Here is an 18,948-nt window from a genome sequence, read left to right on the forward strand (position 1 = left end):
ATTCTCATTCATTCACGATTTATCCTTATTTAAAATTTATACTTTTTAAAATTTTCAATATTTTGCAGAACTTGAGACTATGCCAAAAATAAAACCTGCTAAAGCGATTACGATTGTAATATGTATCGTTATCATTGCAGCCCTAGGGTGGGTAATGCTAAAACCTAAAAAAGTACAGCCTCAATATATCACAGCTGAGGTCACTCGCGGAGATCTAGAAGATTCTGTACTTGCAACTGGTGATCTTGAAGCGACCAAAATGGTCAGTGTCGGGGCTCAGGTATCTGGTCAGGTCAAAAAAATGTATGTCAAATTGGGAGATCAGGTTAAACAGGGCCAACTTATCGCTCAAATTGATTCAGTTCGTCAGACTAACGACTTAAAAACTGCTGAAGCCAGTATTAAAAACCAAGAAGCACAACTTGCAACAAAACAGGCAACCCTGGTAAAAGCTGAAGCTGAATATAAACGCCAACAAGCCATGTATTCCCAGGATGCAACGTCAAAAGCAGAACTAGATGCTGCTGTAGCTGCTTATAAAACAGCTCAGGCGGATATCGCATCGATGAATGCCCAAATTGAACAATCAAAACTCACATTAGCAACAGCAAAAGAAGACTTAGGCTATACGCAAATTGTTGCGCCGATGGATGGAACAATTGTTGCAATTGTGACTGAAGAAGGTCAAACCGTAAACGCCAACCAAAGTGCGCCAACAATTGTAAAACTTGCAAAACTGGACACGATGACAATTAAAGCTCAAATTTCTGAAGCTGATGTCATGAAAGTTCAGGAAGGTCAAAAGGTTTATTTTACAACATTGGGAGATAGTGAGAAAAAACGTTACGCGACTTTACGTCAGATCGAACCTGCTCCAGACTCCATTAAAACTGAAACGACCAGCAATAATTCATCGTCATCATCGTCTAGTACGGCGGTGTATTATAACGCTTTATTTGATGTGCCAAATGAAGATGGCAAACTTCGTATCGACATGACTGCACAAGTTTATATTATCCTAAACGATGCAAAAAATGTTTTGACTGTCCCTGCTTCTGCTTTACAAACTTCTAATCGCGCACAAAAACCAAGCAATGCACCTACATCGGAACAATCAAATAATAAGCCAAAAGGTGATAGAGACCCTTCAATGAAGCCTGTCCGTCTTGAATTAACTGCTGATGAAAAAGCCTTAATTGATCAGGGTAAAGCTTCTACAGCAATGGTTCGGGTTTTACAGGCCGATGGCTCCGTGAAACGTCAACAAGTCCTGATTGGCTTAAATAACCGCGTAACAGCACAAATTTTACGAGGCTTAAAACAAGGCGAACAGGTCATTATTGCTGATGGTGCAGATTCATCAAATGACTCTGCGAAACGTAGTAACCGCGGTGGTCCAATGAGAATGTAATGATGAATCAGAATAAACAGCCTCTGCTCGAGGTCGACAATCTGATTCGTGAATTCCCTGCTGGCGAATCCACTGTTCAGATTTTAAAGGGCATTGATCTCAAAATTTATCCAGGTGAACTAGTTGCAATCGTTGGTCAGTCTGGTTCTGGTAAGTCTACACTCATGAACATCCTGGGCTGTTTAGACAAACCGACTTCTGGTAGTTATAAAGTCAATGGTCGTGAAACTGGTCAACTCGAGCCTGATGATCTGGCACAATTGCGCCGCGAATATTTTGGATTTATTTTCCAGCGTTATCATCTATTAGGTGATTTGACAGCCGCTGGTAATGTGGAAGTTCCTGCTATCTATGCAGGCGTTAATCCAGCAGCTCGCCAGGAACGCTCCAATGAATTGTTGACAGAGTTAGGCCTAGGAGACAAAACCAAAAACCGCCCTAGCCAATTATCGGGTGGACAACAACAACGTGTTTCTATCGCACGTGCTCTCATGAATGGTGGTGATGTGATTCTTGCCGATGAACCGACAGGTGCATTGGATAAGAACAGTGGTGTCGAAGTGATGCGTATCTTGCGTGAACTTAACGCCAAAGGTCACACCATCATTTTAGTGACCCATGATATGAATGTTGCAAAAAATGCAACTCGTATTATTGAGATCAGTGATGGAAATATTATTTCCGATCAACCGAATACCCCTGAAACTGATGATATTATTGATCTGGGTGCAGAGGTAGACAAAACAGAAAAACAGAAAAAATCATCTGTTTGGCGCTCAGCACTCGACCGATTTGGTGAAGCATTTAACATGGCGTTACTCGCTATGAATGCACATCGTATGCGAACATTTCTCACCATGCTTGGTATTATTATCGGGATTGCTTCTGTGGTATCAGTTGTCGCACTGGGAAATGGCTCACAGAAACAGATTCTTGAAAATATCAGCAGTTTGGGAACCAATACCATTACGGTTTATCAAGGACGTGGTTTTGGTGACAATTCCAAAACAGCACAACTCAAAACATTGGTACCTGCAGATGCAGAAGCCCTGTCTGAACAACCCTATGTTGATGGTGTTAGTCCTTCGGTCAACACAACATTAACTTCACGTTATAAAGACACTGAAGCCTCTGTCACAGTCAATGGTGTGAGTGCAGACTTTTTCTATGTTAAAGGGATGACTTTCCAGTCTGGACAACCCTTTGACAAACAAAGTGTGACTGAACGTGCTCAGGATGTAGTGATTGACTCCAATACCCAAAATACCTTTTTTTCTGATGGTACAAATCCTGTAGGAAAAGTAATCTTGCTAGGAAGCGTTCCGAGTCGAATTATCGGTGTTATTGATGTCCAAAAAGGGATGTCTAATTCGGACAGCCTGAATGTTTATCTTCCCTATTCTACCGTGATGAGCCGTATGCTGGGACAGTCCAATGTACGTAGTATCATTGTACGAGTCAAAGATGAATATTCGAGTGCCGCTGCTGAAAATGCCATTTTGACATTGCTTGAACAACGTCACGGCGCACAGGATGTATTTACGCAGAACTCGGACAGTATCCGAGAAACCATTGAACAAACCACAGCGACCATGACTTTACTGGTTTCTGCAATTGCCGTGATTTCTCTGGTCGTTGGCGGCATTGGTGTAATGAATATCATGCTGGTTTCTGTTACAGAACGAACTCAGGAAATTGGTGTTCGCATGGCTGTCGGTGCACGCCAAAGCGATATTTTACAACAGTTTCTGATTGAAGCCATTTTAGTCTGTATTCTTGGCGGTATTTTAGGTGTACTCCTCTCTTTAGGGATTGGACAGCTCATTGGTCATTTTGCTACAGGTACATTCCAGATGGCATATTCTACTGGTTCGATTATTGCAGCATTTGTTTGCTCAACACTCATCGGTGTGGTCTTTGGATTTATCCCTGCACGTAATGCTGCTCAGCTTGATCCTGTTGATGCACTTTCACGTGAATAAAACTTGAGAATAAGGAAAATAATATGCACATGAATTACAGTAAGCTTATATCTGCCTTCATTCTCTCTGGCTCACTGGTTGGCTGTGCTGCAGTGGTCAAAACACCTTATGAAGCACCAAAAGTCATGACACCGAGTTCTTTTGCTTATGATCAAAGCAAAATGAATCAGCTTCATGCAGATTTATATGCTGATCAATGGTGGACATTGTTTGGCGATCAGCAACTCAATCAGTTGGTCAACGAAGTTCTAACCAGAAATACCGATTTAGCTGTAGCAGGAATCAACTTGCAACAAGCGCGTTTAAGAGCTGGTTTAGCTCGTGACCAGCAACTTCCTCAAGTCAACGCTGGCGGTTCAACTGGTCATAGCTTTGACTTGGGCTCAAGTCGTGACTCTGACAATGGTATTTCCTTAAATGCAGGTGTGAGCTATGAACTTGATCTGTTTGGCAAGCTTGCCCGACAAACTGAGGCATCTAAATGGGAGGCTTTAGCCACAGAACAAGATCTGCAAGCCACTGGCCAGACGCTAATAGGTACTACAGCTAATCTATATTGGCAACTGGGTTATTTAAATGAACGCTATGCAACAGCCCAGCAAAGCTTAGCGACAACACAAAAGCTTTATGAACTGGTCCGTACCCAATACAAGGCAGGTGCAGTATCAGGACTCGATCTGACTCAGGCAGAGCAGTCTGTGCAAAGTCAAAAAGCGACCTTAAGCCAAATAGATCAGCAACGTGTTGAAGCTCGTACTGCGCTTGCAGTGCTGTTACAAATTCCAGTCCAGCAGCTGAATATTCAGGAACCCTCTCGTTTACCTGAAGCTAGCTTACCCAATGTTTCAGCAGGTCTACCTGCAGATATTTTATCGCGCCGTCCAGACCTGCAAGCTGCTGAATTGCGTTTGCGTGAAGCTTTAGCAACAAAAGATGCGACCAAAGCCAGTTACTACCCTTCTATCAGCTTAACTGGAAGCCTGGGCTCAAGCAGTACCTCTTTAACAGAACTTGTTAAGAACCCTGCTCTCGCTTTAGGCGCAAGTTTAAGTCTGCCATTTTTGCAATATAACCAAATGCAAAAAAACCTGAAGATCAGTGACCTGGATTATGAAAAAGCGATTGTTCAATATCGTCAAACCTTATATCAAGCATTTGCAGATGTAGAAAATGCCTTATCTAACCGTACCGAACTAGATAAACAGGTCGCATTGCAAAAAAGGAATCTGGAACTGGCAGAAAAAACTGAGCGTCTTAACGAAGTTCGCTATAAGAATGGTGCGGTACCCTTAAAAAATGTGCTGGATGCACAAGAAACTACACGAAATGCTCGCTTGTCATTAATACAAACCAAGCAAAGTCAATACAATGCTTATGTCACTTTAATGCAGGCACTAGGGGGGAGTCCTATAAAGGCTTTGCCTTAAAGCACCCATCAAAAAAAGCACCTTTGAAAGGTGCTTTTTTACTTTGGGAAATGAGTGAATTAATCATTCATTAATGATGCACTCATACCCACAGTATTAAAGCCTGCATCAACATATAAAATTTCACCTGTAATCCCATTTGCCCATGGTGAACAAAGGAACAATGCAGCATTACCTACATCTTCAATCGTTACATTACGTTTTAAAGGTGCAACTTGTTCATTTACATCCAGCATTTTACGGAATGACTTAATCCCGGATGCAGCCAATGTGCGGATTGGACCCGCCGAGATTGCATTTACACGGATTCCTTCTGCGCCAAGACTTGATGCCAGATAGCGTACCCCTGCTTCTAAAGAAGCTTTAGCCATACCCATAACGTTATAGTTTGGCATTACACGTTCAGAACCCTGATATGTCAAAGTTAGTAAACAGCCCTGACGAGCAAGTAATAATGGTTTAGCTGCACGCGCCATGGCAACAAAGCTATATGCACTGATGTCGTGTGCAATTTTAAAACCTTCACGGTCAGTTACATCAGTGAAGTCACCATCTAAAGTATGTGCAGGAGCAAAACCGATAGAATGAACGACTCCATCCAGACCATCCCAATGTTTTGCTAGCTCTACAAATGTATTATCAATATCAGCGTCTACCGCAACGTCACAAGGTAAAACGATCGTAGAACCAAATTGCTCAGCAAACTCGTCCACACGTTTTTTTAACTTTTCATTTGGATATGTAAATGCAAGTTCTGCACCTTCACGATGAAGCGCCTGTGCAATACCAAAAGCAATTGATAATTTACTTGCAATACCAGCAATCAAAAAGCGTTTACCCGCTAAAAGTCCTTGTGCCATTGAGATCTCACTTGAAAATAGTTTTAAAGCATAATGCCAAGTCTTGAGCAAATGCGAAATTGCATAATGCACCTTTTTTTGGTTGTTTAGTAAATTCATAAAAAAATCGCCTCAAATGAGACGATTTTTTCTTACAGACTGGATTTACTTTAGTTACGAACCAAACCAATCAAACGCAAAAATGAAATATACATCCATACCAAAGTTGCCAATAAGGCGATACCACAAAGCCATTCAAATGATTTTGGAGCACCTTGAGCTGCTGCATTTTCGATAAGATCAAAGTCCAGGATCAAATTAAGTGATGCAATGACTGCAATGAAAACTGCCAAGCCTATACCTAACCAGTTACTTTCAAAGATATATGGAATACTTGAGCCAAATGCCAGACGCATCACCAACTGAACCACAAAAACCAGACAGATCGCAATGGTTGCAGACATCACGATTGATTTAAATTTTTCAGTCGCGCGAATAATACGGAAACGATATAAACCGAACATCACCAGTGATGTGACAAATGTTGCCAATAATGCCTGTAAAGGGGCACCAGGATATTTCACTTGGAATATTAATGAAACACCCCCTAAAAATGCACCTTCAAACAATGCATAAGGAATCGCAAGTGTCCGGGCTGTTTCCGGTTTAAATGTGCAAATCAAAGCCAGAACAAAACCGCCAATCGCACCCACTATAGCTCCTGCTTGAGCAATAGCAAAATTGGCAGTCATGGCGCAATAAAGGAAAAATGCAATACCCACTACTGCAGAGATCACGGTGAGCATAACGGATTTTTGTACAGCGCCCTGTACTGTCATGGGTTTGTTGAAATCACTATAGGTTTCAACACGCGTCAATATTGGATTATTACTTTGCATGTATAAACTCTTTATAATCTTTTANATATAAGGGAATAATAAAACGATTTTTTTTCAAATGAATGTAGGAGCTGCTTATTTTTGTAACCAGATATCAAAGCAGATTAAATTCAGTATTTATTTAACATATCAAATAAGTATAGCTTAAAAAAGGGGCATATTGCCCCTGTTTGGAAATTTCACTTATTATTTATGATCAGTATTCGAAATAAAGAAATATTCTCGATAATATTTCAACTCAGCAATTGAGTCACGAATATCATCCATTGCCAAATGTGAGGCATTTTTCTTCAAACCACTCATAATTTCTGGACGCCAGCGTTTTGCAAGCTCTTTGACTGAAGATACGTCCAAATTACGATAATGGAAGAATTGTTCCATTTCTGGCATCAAACGATGCAAAAAACGGCGATCCTGACAAATTGAGTTTCCGCACATTGGAGATGTTTTAGGATTGACCCATTTTTTCAGAAATTCCAGAGTCTGTAATTCTGCATCACGAGCGGTTAACTTGCTACGGCGAACACGTTCGATCAATCCTGACTGTCCATGCTGTTTAGTATTCCACTCATCCATCGCGTTTAAGATTACATCAGATTGGTGTACAGCCAACACTGGTCCTTCCGCTAAAATATTCAGGTGATCATCCGTTACAATTGTTGCAACTTCGATAATTTGATCATTGTCAGTATCAAGACCTGTCATTTCAAGGTCAATCCAGATTAAGCGGGTGTCAGGGGTGCTGCTCATATGATGCAATCTTATTAGGCAATAAAAACATTAATAGTAGCAAATTTATTACATCTCTGCTGTAATTCCTTGCCCCATCATGCTATTTTTGCTTTCCTAATATCATGGTTTTTAGGGTATGAATGGCTTTAATTCGTAAACGTCGCCTAACCGAACAGCAACAGCGCCGTATTCAGAAACAGCAAAAAACACGTCAAGAAGACATCGACACTTCCAACGATCTGGAAGGTCTGGTTGTTCAGCATTATGGACGACAGCTCGAAGTACAAGCCTTATCTATACCAAGTGATCATCCTGACAAACCCCAAGTTGCTTTGGGTGAGCCAGAACCCTTTTGGAAACCCATTGAATTAGGTAGCGTATGGCGTTGTCATACCCGAACCAATCTGGAAATGCTGGTTACAGGTGATAAAGTAAAATGGCAGGCTGATCCCAATACTGGTTTAGGTATTATCACAGCGATCCAGCCTCGAAGCTCACTACTGACTCGTCCAGACCGCTATCATAAAGTTAAACCAGTTGCAGCAAATATCAGCCTGATTGTCATTGTATTTGCGCCATTGCCTGAACCTGCTCCAACACTCATCGATCGCTATTTGGTCGCATGCAATGATGCAAATATCCCTGCATTGTTAGTACTCAACAAAACGGACTTACTCAAAGAAAATGATCCCATTCTGACAATGGTTCAGGAATACCGAGATCTAGGTTATGAAATCATACTGACACAATCAAATGGTGATTTAAGCGAATTTAGACAACGGCTGGATAATGAAACTGTAGCTTTCGTAGGTCAGTCAGGTGTTGGTAAAAGCTCACTGATCAATAGCATCATTCCCAATGCAGAACAAAAGACCAATATTATTTCTGAGAACTCGGCTTTGGGGCAACATACAACCACATCGACCCGACTGATTCGATTTGGAGAAAATGGTGCACTCATTGATTCACCTGGAATCCGTGAATTTGGGCTCTGGCATTTAGATCTTGAAAAAATTGATTCGGGGTTCCCTGAAATCTCTGAACAAATCGGACACTGCCAATATCGCAACTGTACACATACCCATGAGAAAAAGTGTGCATTAAAGCAGTCTGTCGAAAATGGACAAATATTAGCTAGACGATTAGACAGTTATCTACGTTTGGTTGATGAAATTACTGAGGCGCAACAAAAAAATTAGTTTTCTTGCAATTCGGACTTGAAGCGGTGATTTTGATCACCATATATATACGCTATACTCGATGCAATTATGATTGTAATAAGGTGACTTGTGGAACGTTGGTTTGAATTTATGGGGAATCACCCCTTCTTGTTTGGTATTTTAGGGGTTCTTATTGTTTTGTTTTTCATTTTTGAAGGACAACGCAATGGTCGCAAAATTTCACCACAATCACTGGGTATTTTAGTGAAAGCTAAAAATGCGATGTTGATTGATCTGCGTGATGCGAAAGATTTCCGTGAAGGTCATATCAGCGGTAGTCGTAATATTCCATATAGCCAGATTACAAGTCATAAAGAAGAGTTAAAATCGGCTGATCGTCCGATTGTATTTATTTGCAATTTAGGTCAGGTTGCAGGCAGCGCATTGCAACAGGTTGGTCATACAGATAGTTATCGTCTCGATGGTGGTATTAGTAACTGGAAAGCTCAAGGCTTACCATTAGTTAAAAGCAAATAAGCTTAGGGAGTGTTTTATGACGACTGAAGTAACGATTTATTCAACTACTTTCTGTCCTTATTGTGTCCGTGCAAAACAACTTCTTGAACGAAAAGGCGTAGATTTTAAAGAAATTAATTTATCTAATGAAGCACCTGAAGTTCGTATTGAGCTTATGCAGCGTACAAATCATCGAACTGTACCGCAAATTTTCATTAAAGATCAATTTATCGGTGGGTTTGACCAACTTTACGCATTAGAAAAAGACGGCAAACTTGACGAATTATTGGCATAACTTAAACTTTAATCCTCCTAATTTAAGGAATAAAAAATGAGTGAAGAACAACAAGTTCAACCACAACTTGCTTTAGAGCGTATTTACACTAAAGATATTTCTTTTGAAGTACCTGGGGCTAGCGTTTTTACCAAAGAGTGGACTCCTGAACTTAACATTAACCTGTCTTCTGCAGCAGAAAAAATTGATCCAACACATTTTGAAGTTGCTTTAAAAGTTGTTGTTCAAGCAAATAATGCTGGTGATACTGCTTTTATCGTTGATGTAACTCAGGCGGGTATTTTCTTAATCGAAAATATTGAAGAAGATCGTCTTCCATACATTCTCGGTGCGTACTGCCCTAACATTCTGTTCCCGTTCTTGCGTGAAGCTGTGAATGACCTTGTAACCAAAGGTAGCTTCCCTCAATTACTACTTACTCCAATCAATTTTGATGCAGAGTTTGAAGCAAACATGCAACGTGCTCAAGAAGCTGCTGCAGAAGGTCAAGCTTAATTTGACTTTGGCTTTAAAGACCGCTTCGGCGGTCTTTTTTATTGCTGATTTATTTTACTGGCCTCCCAGGCAATTATCGCTGCTTTACGGGCACTTCCCCAGTGATAGTCCCCCAATATACCTGTAGATTGAATAACTCGATGACATGGAATCAGGTAGGCAACAGGATTGGAGCCTATCGCACTACCCACTGCTCGTGAAGCTTTGGGATTTTCAATCTCTGCCGCTATACGGGCATAAGTTGAAAGCTGACCTGATGGAATTTTTAACAAACTCTCCCACACTTTAAGCTGAAAATCTGTTCCTTTCAGATGCAGTTTGATTCTTGATAATTCATTTACTTCTAAAGAAAAAAGAGCCAATGCATTGTGTTGCAACTCATCTGATTGTTCTATCAACCTTGCATGAGGAAACTTATTTGACAAATCATTTAATCCCTCCCTTTTACTTGTTATAAAAGACAGGTAACAGATGCCTTTTACAGTTGAAGCAATCAATACATTGCCAAAAATGCTTTCTGCATATTGATAATTAATTATTAAATTTTCTCCACCATTTTTATACTCTGCTGGTGTCATACCTTCAATCTGAATAAATAAATCATGCAAACGGCTAGTACTGGAAAGTCCTGTCTCAAATGTTGCATCTAATATGCTGTTATGCTGATTTTGCTTTAAAATTTTTTTCGCATATTCCAGACTGATATATTGCAGAAACTTTTTTGGGCTGACACCAGCCCATTCACTAAATAGACGCTGAAAATGACTCGGACTTAAATGAATATGCTTAGCAATATCCTCCAGATTTGGCTGATCTTTAAAGTTATTCTGGATATATTTTATTGCTTGAGCAATTCGTTCAAACTGGTCATTATTCATCGTTTTTTCCAAACAATTTTCATTTAAATACTAGAGTAGCAAACCCAGTAAAAAACCAAAATCCAGTTCTTGCTGTCTTACACCGATAAAAAAACCGCAAACTAAATTGCGGTTAGTATTTTCATTCCGATTAAAAATTATTTATATAATTTATGATTTTGGTCACGGATCAACAATAATTTTTTGCCTTCTAACTTTGCCTGATCCAATTTACCGGCATCAACTAAAGTTTTAGTTTTATCAACTTGCACAACCAGTTGCTCTAACCCTGACTTATAGCCTTTCACCTCTGGGCTATTATCTGACTTGCCAATCAATTTCATTGGTGTAGATTTTTTAGAATCTAATGCAGCTAACCGGATTTGATCAAGTGCTTTGTTGGCATCAACTGCTGTCCTGGCATCGTTAAAAGCTTTGTAGCTAGTCGCGATATTAACCATATTCTGTTCTAAAGGTGCAGCTATTGTAAAATGACTAAGTCCTAACATGCCTAAGCCAATTATACTTAACAAACTTTTTTGAATCATTTTTAGATATCCTATCAAGTGGCTATTTTCGTGTTTTACTACGCTTATGGCTTTTTTCAAGATAATCGAGAATATAAAAAAAATGCAACTTCATAAGCTGCATTTCATTTTTAAATTTGTATCCACAATCTTAAACTGGCGTTTTATTTTGCTGCAATGCTTCGGAAATAGACTCAACCAGTTGTTGTGCAATTTCCTGTTTTGATGCTTTTTCCAGATCGCGTTTTTCCATATGATATTTTTCCGCAAAAAATACAGTCATGGCATTTTCATCTGAAGCAAACCCGATATCCGAACGTGATACATCATTACACGCAATCATATCCAGTTTCTTCGCGATCAACTTGCCGGTTGCATATTCCTCAACATTACGTGTTTCTGCAGCAAAACCTACCATGAAAGGTCTTTTGTCCTGTTTGGCAATAGTCGCAACAATATCTGGATTTTTCACAAGTGAGACATCTAGCTCATCGCCTGATTTTTTAATTTTATGTTCTGAGACTTGTGCAACCCGATAATCCGCAACTGCTGCTGTAGCGATAAAAATATCACAGCCCTCTTCCAGCATTTGCATACTCTCATCCAGCATTTGCAAGGCAGAAGAGACTTTAACTCTTTGCACACCATTCGGTGTATCCAATGCTACTGGTCCTGAGATCAATGTCACTTGCGCACCTGCTGCATAACATGCAGCTGCAATCGCAAACCCCATTTTTCCTGTACTATGGTTTGAAATATAGCGGACTGGGTCTATGGCTTCACGTGTAGGTCCCGCAGTAATCACTACACGTTTTCCTGCCAATAAACCAAATTTTTCTGCAATTGCACGTTGTTGTTTATGGAAATATTCCATAACTTGATAAGCAAGATCTTCCGGTTCAGGCATACGCCCCAAGCCAACATCTCCACAGGCCTGTGAACCAGATGCAGGCATGATGATATGTACACCATCTTCTAACAATGTAGTCAAATTACGCTGCGTTGCTTTAGCTGCCCACATTTGCTGATTGGTTGCAGGAGCAACCCACACAGGTGCACTGGTTGCCAAATAAAGTGTTGTTAACAAATCATCTGCAATACCACATGCAAATTTCGCCAAAATATCGCAACTGGCAGGAGCAACCAAGATAAGATCTGCCCAACGGGCAAGCTCTATATGCCCCATGCCTGATTCAGCTTCTGCATCGAGCAGTTCAGTATGGACAGGATGACCTGATAGTGCCTGAAATGTTAAAGGTGTAATGAATGCTTGAGCTCCCTTGGTCATGACCACTCGAACATCAAAGCCAAAATCTTTTAAACGGCGTACCAGAATTGCACTTTTATATGCGGCAATACCGCCTGTAACAGCAAGAATAATTTTTTTACTAGACATAACACTGAGATCAAAGCTCACAATCAAGTCACCTTTTTGTTGCAGTGGCGCTCACAATATCATTAAATAATCGTTATCCCAAGTAATTCATATGGGAAAAATGAATAGTAAAATAATTTCAACTTGTGAAATACAATGAATAATTCAATTAAATTTNGGCCTGAACATGAACGGCCGAGGGAACGCTTACTTAAGCATGGGGCGCAAAGTTTATCTGATGCAGAACTGCTGGCGATATTTTTAAGGTCTGGTTCAAAACAGCATTCTGCTGTAGAGCTGTCCCGTCTCCTGATTCATCACTTTGGTGGATTGAACCCTATTTTCGATGCGTCCATTGAAGATTTAAGTCAATTTCATGGCATCGGTGCGATGAAATATTCACAGCTCATGGCGGTTAAGGAGCTGGGGCGACGCTATCTCAATTATCATATTGAACACAGTGACCAGTTTGACCGATCTGATCTTATTCAAAATTATTTGCGATACGAACTGCTTGCTGATCAGCAAGAGATCTTTGCTGTGCTTTGTCTGGATGCCGAACTTAGAAAAATCAGTTTTAAAAAATTATTTTTTGGTTCATTAAATTACTGCAATATTTCAATCAACCAGCTACTGCGCTATAGCCTGATGCAGCATGCCGTACACATTGTTATTGCACACAACCATCCACAAGGTACAGCCCAGCCATCTGAACAGGACTTAATCCTGACCCAAGAAGTTTTCAGGGCATGCCAGTTGATCGAAATTCATTTACTTGATCACATCATCATTTCTTCAAACCAAACTTTTTCTTTTGCAGAACACGATTTGTTTTCTGGCTTTGATTGATTTGAAAATAGCATTGACAAGTTGATTTGAAATGATGAAGATCACTTTAAAATTTATTGATTGAAACAGTTCACATGATTGTTCGGGAACAAAACGATACTCTCAAATTATTATTTTCATGGCGAGGCACGATTTTACCTAAAGTTTTACCCCCTTTAGGTTTTGTAATGCTTATTTCCGCGATTGTCGGCGGTATTGAATATGCCAATATTTATCGTTTTCCTGAGCTTCCTTTAGTTGGATTCACCCTGATTGGTGTCGTGCTTTCAATTTTTTTAGGTTTCAAAAATAGTGCTTGTTATGATCGCTGGTGGGAAGCCCGAAAACTTTGGGGAAGCTTGATTGCCAATGCGCGCCATTTCGACCGTGACTGTCGAATTTTACCGCAAGGTCGCCGTGAACGTGTCATCCAGCATGTGATTGTATTTGCGAATGTATTACGAGACAGACTACGCCATCAGACTGCAAATCCAACTGAACTGGTCGAAACCAGTGGCATGAGCCAACAAGCCTTGACTCAGCTATATCAACAAAGCAATGCACCACAATATACCTTGAGCCTAATCCAGTGGGAACTTATGCAAGCACTCAAGGATGGAGAAATTTCAGATATCATTTATACACAAATGAATCAGCATGTGACTGAACTCAGCTTGGTCCAAACGGGTTGTGACCGAATTGCAACGACTCCTGTTCCATTTGCCTATTCAGTTTTACTCAATCGCACAGTTTATTTTTTCTGCTTTATGTTGCCCTTTAGTCTGGGCTCATTACTTGGTCTGGCGACACCACTACTGGTTGGTATACTTGCATATACATTTTTAGGTCTGGATGCACTAAGCTCTGAAATTGAAGAGCCATTTGGCACGCAGAGTAACGACTTGCCACTGGATGCGATGGTCAGAACCATTGAGATTGAATTATTGGGAACTTTGGGGAAACCGACCCCACCGCCAATTCAGGCTCAGGATCACAATTTGTTGTAATGATTTTCGATATTTCACCTTTCAAAAGAAGATAGACATTTATCGAAAAGCTAAATGTCATGATGTTTATAAAGGGCTGCTGACATTGATAAATAAAATACCTTGCCCGTTAAAATTGGACGAACGAGGCTTAAGGTATAAAAAATAGCGGAACTCTTTTCAAATTTTAAAGCACATTTGAAGTATCAGATAACCCTAAATATTTCTCTCCCAAAATAGGGAAAACAAATCGATGAAAACCATTCATTTATCTAAAACTTTCCCAGATACCTATTTGCCCTTCTTTCACAACCGGGATGTTTCCAAGCTTGATCCATGGCATATGATCTCCATGGAAATCACTTCCCACCGAAACCTTTAAATCAAACTGGGCAATCAACCGGTCAACCATCTGCCGAGTTCCAAGTGGTTCAATACTTGGTGGTAATTCAACAGCATCTCCAGCATAACTCGCAAACAATTCTATAAGATAACGGATATTCGTTGCTGAAAGTCCATAACGAGTCGGGTGTGCAAGTACCGCAAACCCCTGACTTTCATGAATAACTTTTATTGTTTCTTCTAAACCTAAGCCATCAAATTTGACATAAGCCTTTTTGCCTTCCTTGATATATTTATCAAACGCCTGTTGGGCACGGCTAACAATTCCCTTTTCTACAAGTGTTTTAGCGATATGTGTTCGGGTAATTCTGTCAGGGATACCCTCTACTTTTGCCAGTACATCCTGGTAGATATCTTGCCCAATACAAGAAATCAATAAATCACAAATCTGTTTACCACGCTCTGCCCTGATGCACTTTTGCTCGGCTAAAACCTTTTCCAGAGGCTCTGGATTTTGCATATTTAATGCGACAATATGTACAGCATAGTTTTTTTTCGTTGATGGTCTAGACCACTGGCTGGACACCTCAACACCAGAAATAATTCGAATTGGTTGATTTTTTGCAAATTGTTCAGCTTTTATTAAGCCATCCATGCTATCGTGGTCAGTCAATGCAAGCGTATGAATACCTTTTTCAAGTGCTGCAGATACAAGTAATTCTGGCGACAAAGTACCATCAGATATATTACTATGTGTATGTAAATCTATACCGTGCATCTTTATACTACAACATCCACCAGAACAGTTTGATACTCTAACATGAAAGCATTTTTAGATTATGTACCAATAATCATATTCTTTTTAGTTTACAAGTTAATAAAACCTGAACAAAGTCATGCCATATTGGATCAAATTGGAATTACAGGTGCTGAAAGCAACCAGAATATATTAGTTGCTACTTTAGCACTGATGATTGCAACATTTGTTATTTATACTTATTTATTTGTATCGCAAAAATTTAAACTAGAAAAAGCCCAAATTCTGGTTGTTGTCAGTACGATTATTTTTGGTGGACTCACTATCGCACTTCGTAAAGGCGAGTTTATGATCTACAAGGCAATTTTTTTGAATCTTGCCTTTTCTCTTGCTTTCCTGATTAGCCCAATGGTTGGTAAAATAAAAAAACCATTGATTCAAAGATTATTTGAACCAGTATTTAATCTGGATGCCAAAGGATGGTTAAAACTTAATTTCGCATGGGTAGGTATGTTCTGTTTTATGGCATTCTTACACTTCTTTTTTGGTTTTATTTATCCAGATCCATCACCAGATCACGCTGTTTGGGTAAATTTCACTGCTTTCGGTGACATGATCGTCATGTTTTCCTTTATCATTATCCAGTTTATTGTACTGCGTAAACATTTTAAAACTCCAGAAGAGTGATTTACCTCATAAAAGAGAAACAACATGCCATTATTTGTGATTAGCTGTACCGATAAAGAAGGTACTTTAGAGAAACGTCTGGCTGTGCGCCCACGTCACGTAGAGCGTTTAAATAAACTGGATGCTGAAGGTCGTGTAATTACAGCTGGAGCAATGCCAAAAAACCCTGAAAATCCTCAAGAAGGTTTCTATGGCAGTACAATGATTTTAGATTTTGAAAGCCGTGAGGCACTTGATACATGGTTAAAAGAAGAACCTTTTGTACTTGAAGGTATCTATGAGCATGTTGATGTTAAACCGTTTAACAAAGCTTTTCCTAAAGGATAAACAAGATGCGAGTTGTGGTTAAAAGCTTACTTGGCTTATCTATAATCTGTTCAACTGCATGGGCTGAGCCTGCAGGCACCGCTGCTACGGCAACGGCTACGACGACAACTCCAGTAACACCTGCTGCTATACCTAAACCAGGAATTATTGCAGCTGCAGCAGGCGCATCGACTTCGACACAAAATCCGCCTCAAACACCAGAAGATAAAAAGCTTACTGCTGAGCAAATCGCTAAACAAAAAGTCAGCGAAGATGCTAAAGTTCGTGCGATGGTAAAAGATCAGGCTACCCGTTTACAACAGCTTGAGAAAGCCAATCTCGAAGCTTTAGCTCAAAATCAGGAATTACAGCTAAAAAATGATAATTTAGGCGTACAAGTTCAAGTTTTGCAAAGCGAACGTAGCGCACAAATGTTTATTTATGGCGCAGCTACAATCGCCGTAGGGGTACTTTTAGGCTTTCTGATTGCAAGTTACATCTATACCAAACGCCGCCGTCAGTGGTAAATTTGCTCTAAATTTTATTTGAAGGCGATTTATCGTGGCAACTGCCATACAGACAGCTGACTTAGATTGGCAATGTATTGATGGAATTGAAATTCCTGTTTCAAAACAATTTGGGGATGTCTATTTTTCAAAAGACAACGGTTTACTTGAAACAAGGCATGTATTTTTAAATGGCAATGACCTTGAAGAACGTCTTGCCAATTTAAACGATTTTGAATATTTCTCTGTAGCAGAAACGGGTTTTGGCACAGGGCTTAATATCTTGGCTTTATGGCAACTTTGGCAAAAAGTTCGCCCAAGTAATCATAGCCATCTACATGCAATGAGTGTAGAAAAATTTCCACTCAGTAAGACTGACCTGATACGGGCACTCAGTGCCTGGCCAGAACTGAAAGCTTTGGCAGATCAACTGATTCAGCAATACCCTTTACCAATTGCTGGATGTCACCGTTTAACATTTCCCAAAGAACGTTTTTCAATCGACTTATGGTTAGGTGATGCACATGACATATTTCCTTCCATAGAAAAAACCCAGACGATTAATGCATGGTTTTTAGATGGTTTTGCCCCTTCGTGCAATCCTGACATGTGGGAAGAGAATGTTCTCGATCATATCCTACGTTTATCTGATTACGGCACAACCTTTGCCTCATTCAGTGTTGCAGGAGTATTAAAACGTGGATTAAAAAAACACGGTGTTTCTATTTCTCGCCCTAAAGGTTTTGCTCATAAACGGGAAATGTTAAAAGCGATCTGGAATTATCCCCAAAGAAATAATCATGAACAAGACAATAGAAATATTGAAAATAATGCTTTCCCACAAAAGAATAATTTTACCCAACGCCAAATTGCGATTATCGGGGCTGGAATCGCTGGATTAAGCTCAGCATGGGCATTGGCTCAACGTGGACATAAAATCACGATTTACGACAAATCAGCCGCATTAGCTGATGGTTCAGGGAACCCGCTCGCCTTGCTCAATCCAAAACTTTGCCCAATTGAGCAAAGTTCAGAACATTTAATGACATTAACCTGGCAATATGCACTGAACCATTACCCAAACTTTAAAGCTTTTCGTCCGTTGACTGTTCAACAAATTGCTCTAAAAAAACCAGAAGAATTATTAGAACTTGCTGAACAATATCCACAGGATGTACTTCAAACACATGCAGCCAATGAACTTGAATTGAAAACGGATTTTTCCAGTCTGGAACTGAAGGTGGCTGGTTCTGTTTATCCTCATCAGTTAAAAGACCAGATTCTTGAACATCCATTAATTGAATTACGAATAGAGGACATTCAATCCGTTCAGCAACTCAAAGAAGGTGGGTTTGAACTATATAATCATAAAAATCAAAATATTACCAAGGCAGACCAAGTAATTATCTGCTGTGCAAGAAGCAGCAAACAGTTTTTTGAAAAATATCCGGATTTAAAACCTATCCGGGGACAAGTCAGCTGGGTTAATAATCAGTCTCAAACACTCAGTCTAGAACATGCTTATAGCTATGGCGGTTACTGTATGCAGCTGGATACTGAACATTTAATTTTAGGTGCATCTTTTTATCCTAATCGTGATGATCACGATATCCTCCCTGCAGACCATGTGCATAACTATGAACTTATCCACAGTGTATTTCCTGAATATGCTGAATCTTTAGAAAATGTAGAAAAATGGCAAGGTCGTGCATCAGTCAGGGCACAAAGTGCAGATTATTTTCCTTTACTTGGCAAGGTTGAAGAAAATAAAGAAATTTATACTTTTGCTGGATTGGGCTCTAAAGGATTCTTATTTGCACCATTGTGCGCTGAGGTTTTAGCTGCATTGATTTTGGGGGAGGCTTGTCCAGTTCCATCAAGTTTACTCAAAAAACTCGATCCCAAACGATTTAATAAAAAAGTAAAAGCAAAAAAGCCGTATTTTAAGAAATCCCATGAAAATTTAAGTGAATGATACTTATTCCGATTCTTTAATAATTTCGGCTTTCATCATCTTGCCA

General features: G+C 39.8%; 19 protein-coding genes and 2 pseudogenes. 14 read left to right on the plus strand and 7 right to left on the minus strand.

Translation table 11 applies throughout. The features are described from left to right. Positions 1–79 precede the first annotated feature (79 nt). The 4 genes and pseudogenes from KPC_RS04915 to KPC_RS04925 form a co-directional block, all read left to right on the plus strand. Positions 80–1,085, plus strand: a pseudogene (locus KPC_RS04915) (efflux RND transporter periplasmic adaptor subunit); the annotation flags it as partial. A gap of 71 nt (positions 1,086–1,156) precedes the next feature. Continuing rightward, positions 1,157–1,411: pseudogene (locus KPC_RS20950) on the plus strand (MacA family efflux pump subunit); the annotation flags it as partial. Between the two features lie 2 nt (positions 1,412–1,413). Continuing rightward, positions 1,414–3,393 carry a MacB family efflux pump subunit gene (locus KPC_RS04920; protein ID WP_121973327.1) on the plus strand — a complete coding sequence of 660 codons (1,980 nt, stop codon included), beginning with the start codon at positions 1,414–1,416 and terminating at the stop codon, positions 3,391–3,393. Positions 3,394–3,416: 23 nt separating this feature from the next. Beyond that, complete coding sequence (locus KPC_RS04925) at positions 3,417–4,820, plus strand: efflux transporter outer membrane subunit (RefSeq protein ID WP_121973300.1); 1,404 nt, start codon at positions 3,417–3,419, stop codon at positions 4,818–4,820. Positions 4,821–4,879: 59 nt separating this feature from the next. Here the strand turns inward: KPC_RS04925 and KPC_RS04930 are convergent, their stop codons facing one another. From KPC_RS04930 to orn, 3 genes are all read right to left on the minus strand, one after another. Next, positions 4,880–5,680: an enoyl-ACP reductase FabI gene (locus KPC_RS04930; protein WP_121973328.1), complete on the minus strand. Its 801-nt coding sequence runs from the start codon at positions 5,678–5,680 to the stop codon at positions 4,880–4,882. A 149-nt stretch (positions 5,681–5,829) separates the two neighbouring features. Further along, entirely contained in the window at positions 5,830–6,558 is a 729-nt protein-coding gene (locus KPC_RS04935) for a Bax inhibitor-1/YccA family protein (RefSeq protein ID WP_121973301.1), read from the minus strand. Between the two features lie 186 nt (positions 6,559–6,744). Beyond that, positions 6,745–7,308, minus strand: a complete 564-nt coding sequence (gene orn, locus KPC_RS04940) for an oligoribonuclease (protein WP_121973302.1) — start codon at positions 7,306–7,308, stop codon at positions 6,745–6,747. Between the two features lie 122 nt (positions 7,309–7,430). Here orn and rsgA point away from each other — a divergent pair, with 122 nt between their 5' ends. From rsgA to secB, 4 genes are all read left to right on the plus strand, one after another. Beyond that, positions 7,431–8,489 (plus strand): small ribosomal subunit biogenesis GTPase RsgA, encoded by a 1,059-nt coding sequence (gene rsgA / locus KPC_RS04945; RefSeq protein ID WP_121973303.1) that lies wholly within the window; start codon positions 7,431–7,433, stop codon positions 8,487–8,489. A 90-nt stretch (positions 8,490–8,579) separates the two neighbouring features. Further along, complete coding sequence (locus KPC_RS04950; RefSeq protein ID WP_121973304.1) at positions 8,580–8,987, plus strand: rhodanese-like domain-containing protein; 408 nt, start codon at positions 8,580–8,582, stop codon at positions 8,985–8,987. Positions 8,988–9,003: 16 nt separating this feature from the next. Further along, complete coding sequence (grxC, locus tag KPC_RS04955; RefSeq protein ID WP_121973305.1) at positions 9,004–9,261, plus strand: glutaredoxin 3; 258 nt, start codon at positions 9,004–9,006, stop codon at positions 9,259–9,261. Positions 9,262–9,297: 36 nt separating this feature from the next. After that, a complete protein-coding gene (gene secB, locus KPC_RS04960) occupies positions 9,298–9,756 on the plus strand; it encodes a protein-export chaperone SecB (RefSeq protein ID WP_121973306.1) in 459 nt (152 codons plus the stop codon). Positions 9,757–9,794: 38 nt separating this feature from the next. On the opposite strand, the gene KPC_RS04965 is transcribed toward secB, so the two are convergent. The 3 genes from KPC_RS04965 to coaBC all read right to left on the minus strand — a co-directional run bounded on the left by KPC_RS04965 (position 9,795) and on the right by coaBC (position 12,557). Continuing rightward, a complete protein-coding gene (locus tag KPC_RS04965) occupies positions 9,795–10,634 on the minus strand; it encodes a bifunctional transcriptional activator/DNA repair enzyme AdaA (RefSeq protein WP_121973307.1) in 840 nt (279 codons plus the stop codon). Positions 10,635–10,771: 137 nt separating this feature from the next. Continuing rightward, on the minus strand, positions 10,772–11,161 hold the full coding sequence (cybC, locus tag KPC_RS04970) for a cytochrome b562 (RefSeq protein ID WP_121973308.1): 390 nt from the start codon (positions 11,159–11,161) through the stop codon (positions 10,772–10,774). Positions 11,162–11,291: 130 nt separating this feature from the next. Continuing rightward, positions 11,292–12,557 (minus strand): bifunctional phosphopantothenoylcysteine decarboxylase/phosphopantothenate--cysteine ligase CoaBC, encoded by a 1,266-nt coding sequence (coaBC, locus tag KPC_RS04975; RefSeq protein ID WP_121973309.1) that lies wholly within the window; start codon positions 12,555–12,557, stop codon positions 11,292–11,294. 114 nt (positions 12,558–12,671) lie between these two features. Here coaBC and radC point away from each other — a divergent pair, with 114 nt between their 5' ends. Further along, entirely contained in the window at positions 12,672–13,364 is a 693-nt protein-coding gene (gene radC, locus KPC_RS04980; protein WP_121973310.1) for a RadC family protein, read from the plus strand. A gap of 74 nt (positions 13,365–13,438) precedes the next feature. Beyond that, the gene (locus KPC_RS04985; RefSeq protein ID WP_121973311.1) at positions 13,439–14,350 is read left to right on the plus strand and encodes a bestrophin family protein; all 912 of its coding nucleotides are present in this window, start codon (positions 13,439–13,441) and stop codon (positions 14,348–14,350) included. A 247-nt stretch (positions 14,351–14,597) separates the two neighbouring features. Here the strand turns inward: KPC_RS04985 and KPC_RS04990 are convergent, their stop codons facing one another. After that, positions 14,598–15,449, minus strand: coding sequence for a PHP domain-containing protein (locus tag KPC_RS04990; RefSeq protein WP_121973312.1), 852 nt, complete (start codon positions 15,447–15,449; stop codon positions 14,598–14,600). A 42-nt stretch (positions 15,450–15,491) separates the two neighbouring features. Between KPC_RS04990 and KPC_RS04995 the strand changes: the two genes are divergently transcribed. From KPC_RS04995 to mnmC, 4 genes are read left to right on the plus strand one after another with little or no spacing between them, the layout of a single operon-like run. Beyond that, a complete protein-coding gene (locus KPC_RS04995; RefSeq protein ID WP_121973313.1) occupies positions 15,492–16,115 on the plus strand; it encodes an inner membrane-spanning protein YciB in 624 nt (207 codons plus the stop codon). Between the two features lie 24 nt (positions 16,116–16,139). Next, the gene (locus tag KPC_RS05000) at positions 16,140–16,442 is read left to right on the plus strand and encodes a YciI family protein (protein ID WP_121973314.1); all 303 of its coding nucleotides are present in this window, start codon (positions 16,140–16,142) and stop codon (positions 16,440–16,442) included. A gap of 5 nt (positions 16,443–16,447) precedes the next feature. Next, a complete protein-coding gene (locus tag KPC_RS05005) occupies positions 16,448–16,948 on the plus strand; it encodes a hypothetical protein (protein ID WP_121973315.1) in 501 nt (166 codons plus the stop codon). Positions 16,949–16,982: 34 nt separating this feature from the next. After that, positions 16,983–18,902 carry an FAD-dependent 5-carboxymethylaminomethyl-2-thiouridine(34) oxidoreductase MnmC gene (mnmC, locus tag KPC_RS05010; RefSeq protein ID WP_121973316.1) on the plus strand — a complete coding sequence of 640 codons (1,920 nt, stop codon included), beginning with the start codon at positions 16,983–16,985 and terminating at the stop codon, positions 18,900–18,902. The last annotated feature ends 46 nt before the right edge of the window (positions 18,903–18,948 follow it).

The organism is Acinetobacter stercoris (assembly GCF_900323515.1).
Lineage (GTDB): Bacteria > Pseudomonadota > Gammaproteobacteria > Pseudomonadales > Moraxellaceae > Acinetobacter > Acinetobacter stercoris.

Excerpts from the sequence above, each read along its gene's own strand:
- KPC_RS04965 (WP_121973307.1), bottom strand. The coding sequence starts at position 10,634 with ATGAATAATGACCAGTTTGAACGAATTGCTCAAGCAATAAAATATATC.
- KPC_RS04930 (WP_121973328.1), bottom strand. The coding sequence starts at position 5,680 with ATGGCACAAGGACTTTTAGCGGGTAAACGCTTTTTGATTGCTGGTATT.
- KPC_RS04985 (WP_121973311.1), top strand. The coding sequence starts at position 13,439 with ATGATTGTTCGGGAACAAAACGATACTCTCAAATTATTATTTTCATGG.
- KPC_RS04990 (WP_121973312.1), bottom strand. The coding sequence starts at position 15,449 with ATGCACGGTATAGATTTACATACACATAGTAATATATCTGATGGTACT.
- rsgA (WP_121973303.1), top strand. The coding sequence starts at position 7,431 with ATGGCTTTAATTCGTAAACGTCGCCTAACCGAACAGCAACAGCGCCGT.
- grxC (WP_121973305.1), top strand. The coding sequence starts at position 9,004 with ATGACGACTGAAGTAACGATTTATTCAACTACTTTCTGTCCTTATTGT.
- KPC_RS04935 (WP_121973301.1), bottom strand. The coding sequence starts at position 6,558 with ATGCAAAGTAATAATCCAATATTGACGCGTGTTGAAACCTATAGTGAT.
- cybC (WP_121973308.1), bottom strand. The coding sequence starts at position 11,161 with ATGATTCAAAAAAGTTTGTTAAGTATAATTGGCTTAGGCATGTTAGGA.
- KPC_RS05005 (WP_121973315.1), top strand. The coding sequence starts at position 16,448 with ATGCGAGTTGTGGTTAAAAGCTTACTTGGCTTATCTATAATCTGTTCA.
- secB (WP_121973306.1), top strand. The coding sequence starts at position 9,298 with ATGAGTGAAGAACAACAAGTTCAACCACAACTTGCTTTAGAGCGTATT.
- KPC_RS04995 (WP_121973313.1), top strand. The coding sequence starts at position 15,492 with ATGAAAGCATTTTTAGATTATGTACCAATAATCATATTCTTTTTAGTT.
- KPC_RS04920 (WP_121973327.1), top strand. The coding sequence starts at position 1,414 with ATGAATCAGAATAAACAGCCTCTGCTCGAGGTCGACAATCTGATTCGT.
- KPC_RS05000 (WP_121973314.1), top strand. The coding sequence starts at position 16,140 with ATGCCATTATTTGTGATTAGCTGTACCGATAAAGAAGGTACTTTAGAG.
- KPC_RS04925 (WP_121973300.1), top strand. The coding sequence starts at position 3,417 with ATGCACATGAATTACAGTAAGCTTATATCTGCCTTCATTCTCTCTGGC.
- orn (WP_121973302.1), bottom strand. The coding sequence starts at position 7,308 with ATGAGCAGCACCCCTGACACCCGCTTAATCTGGATTGACCTTGAAATG.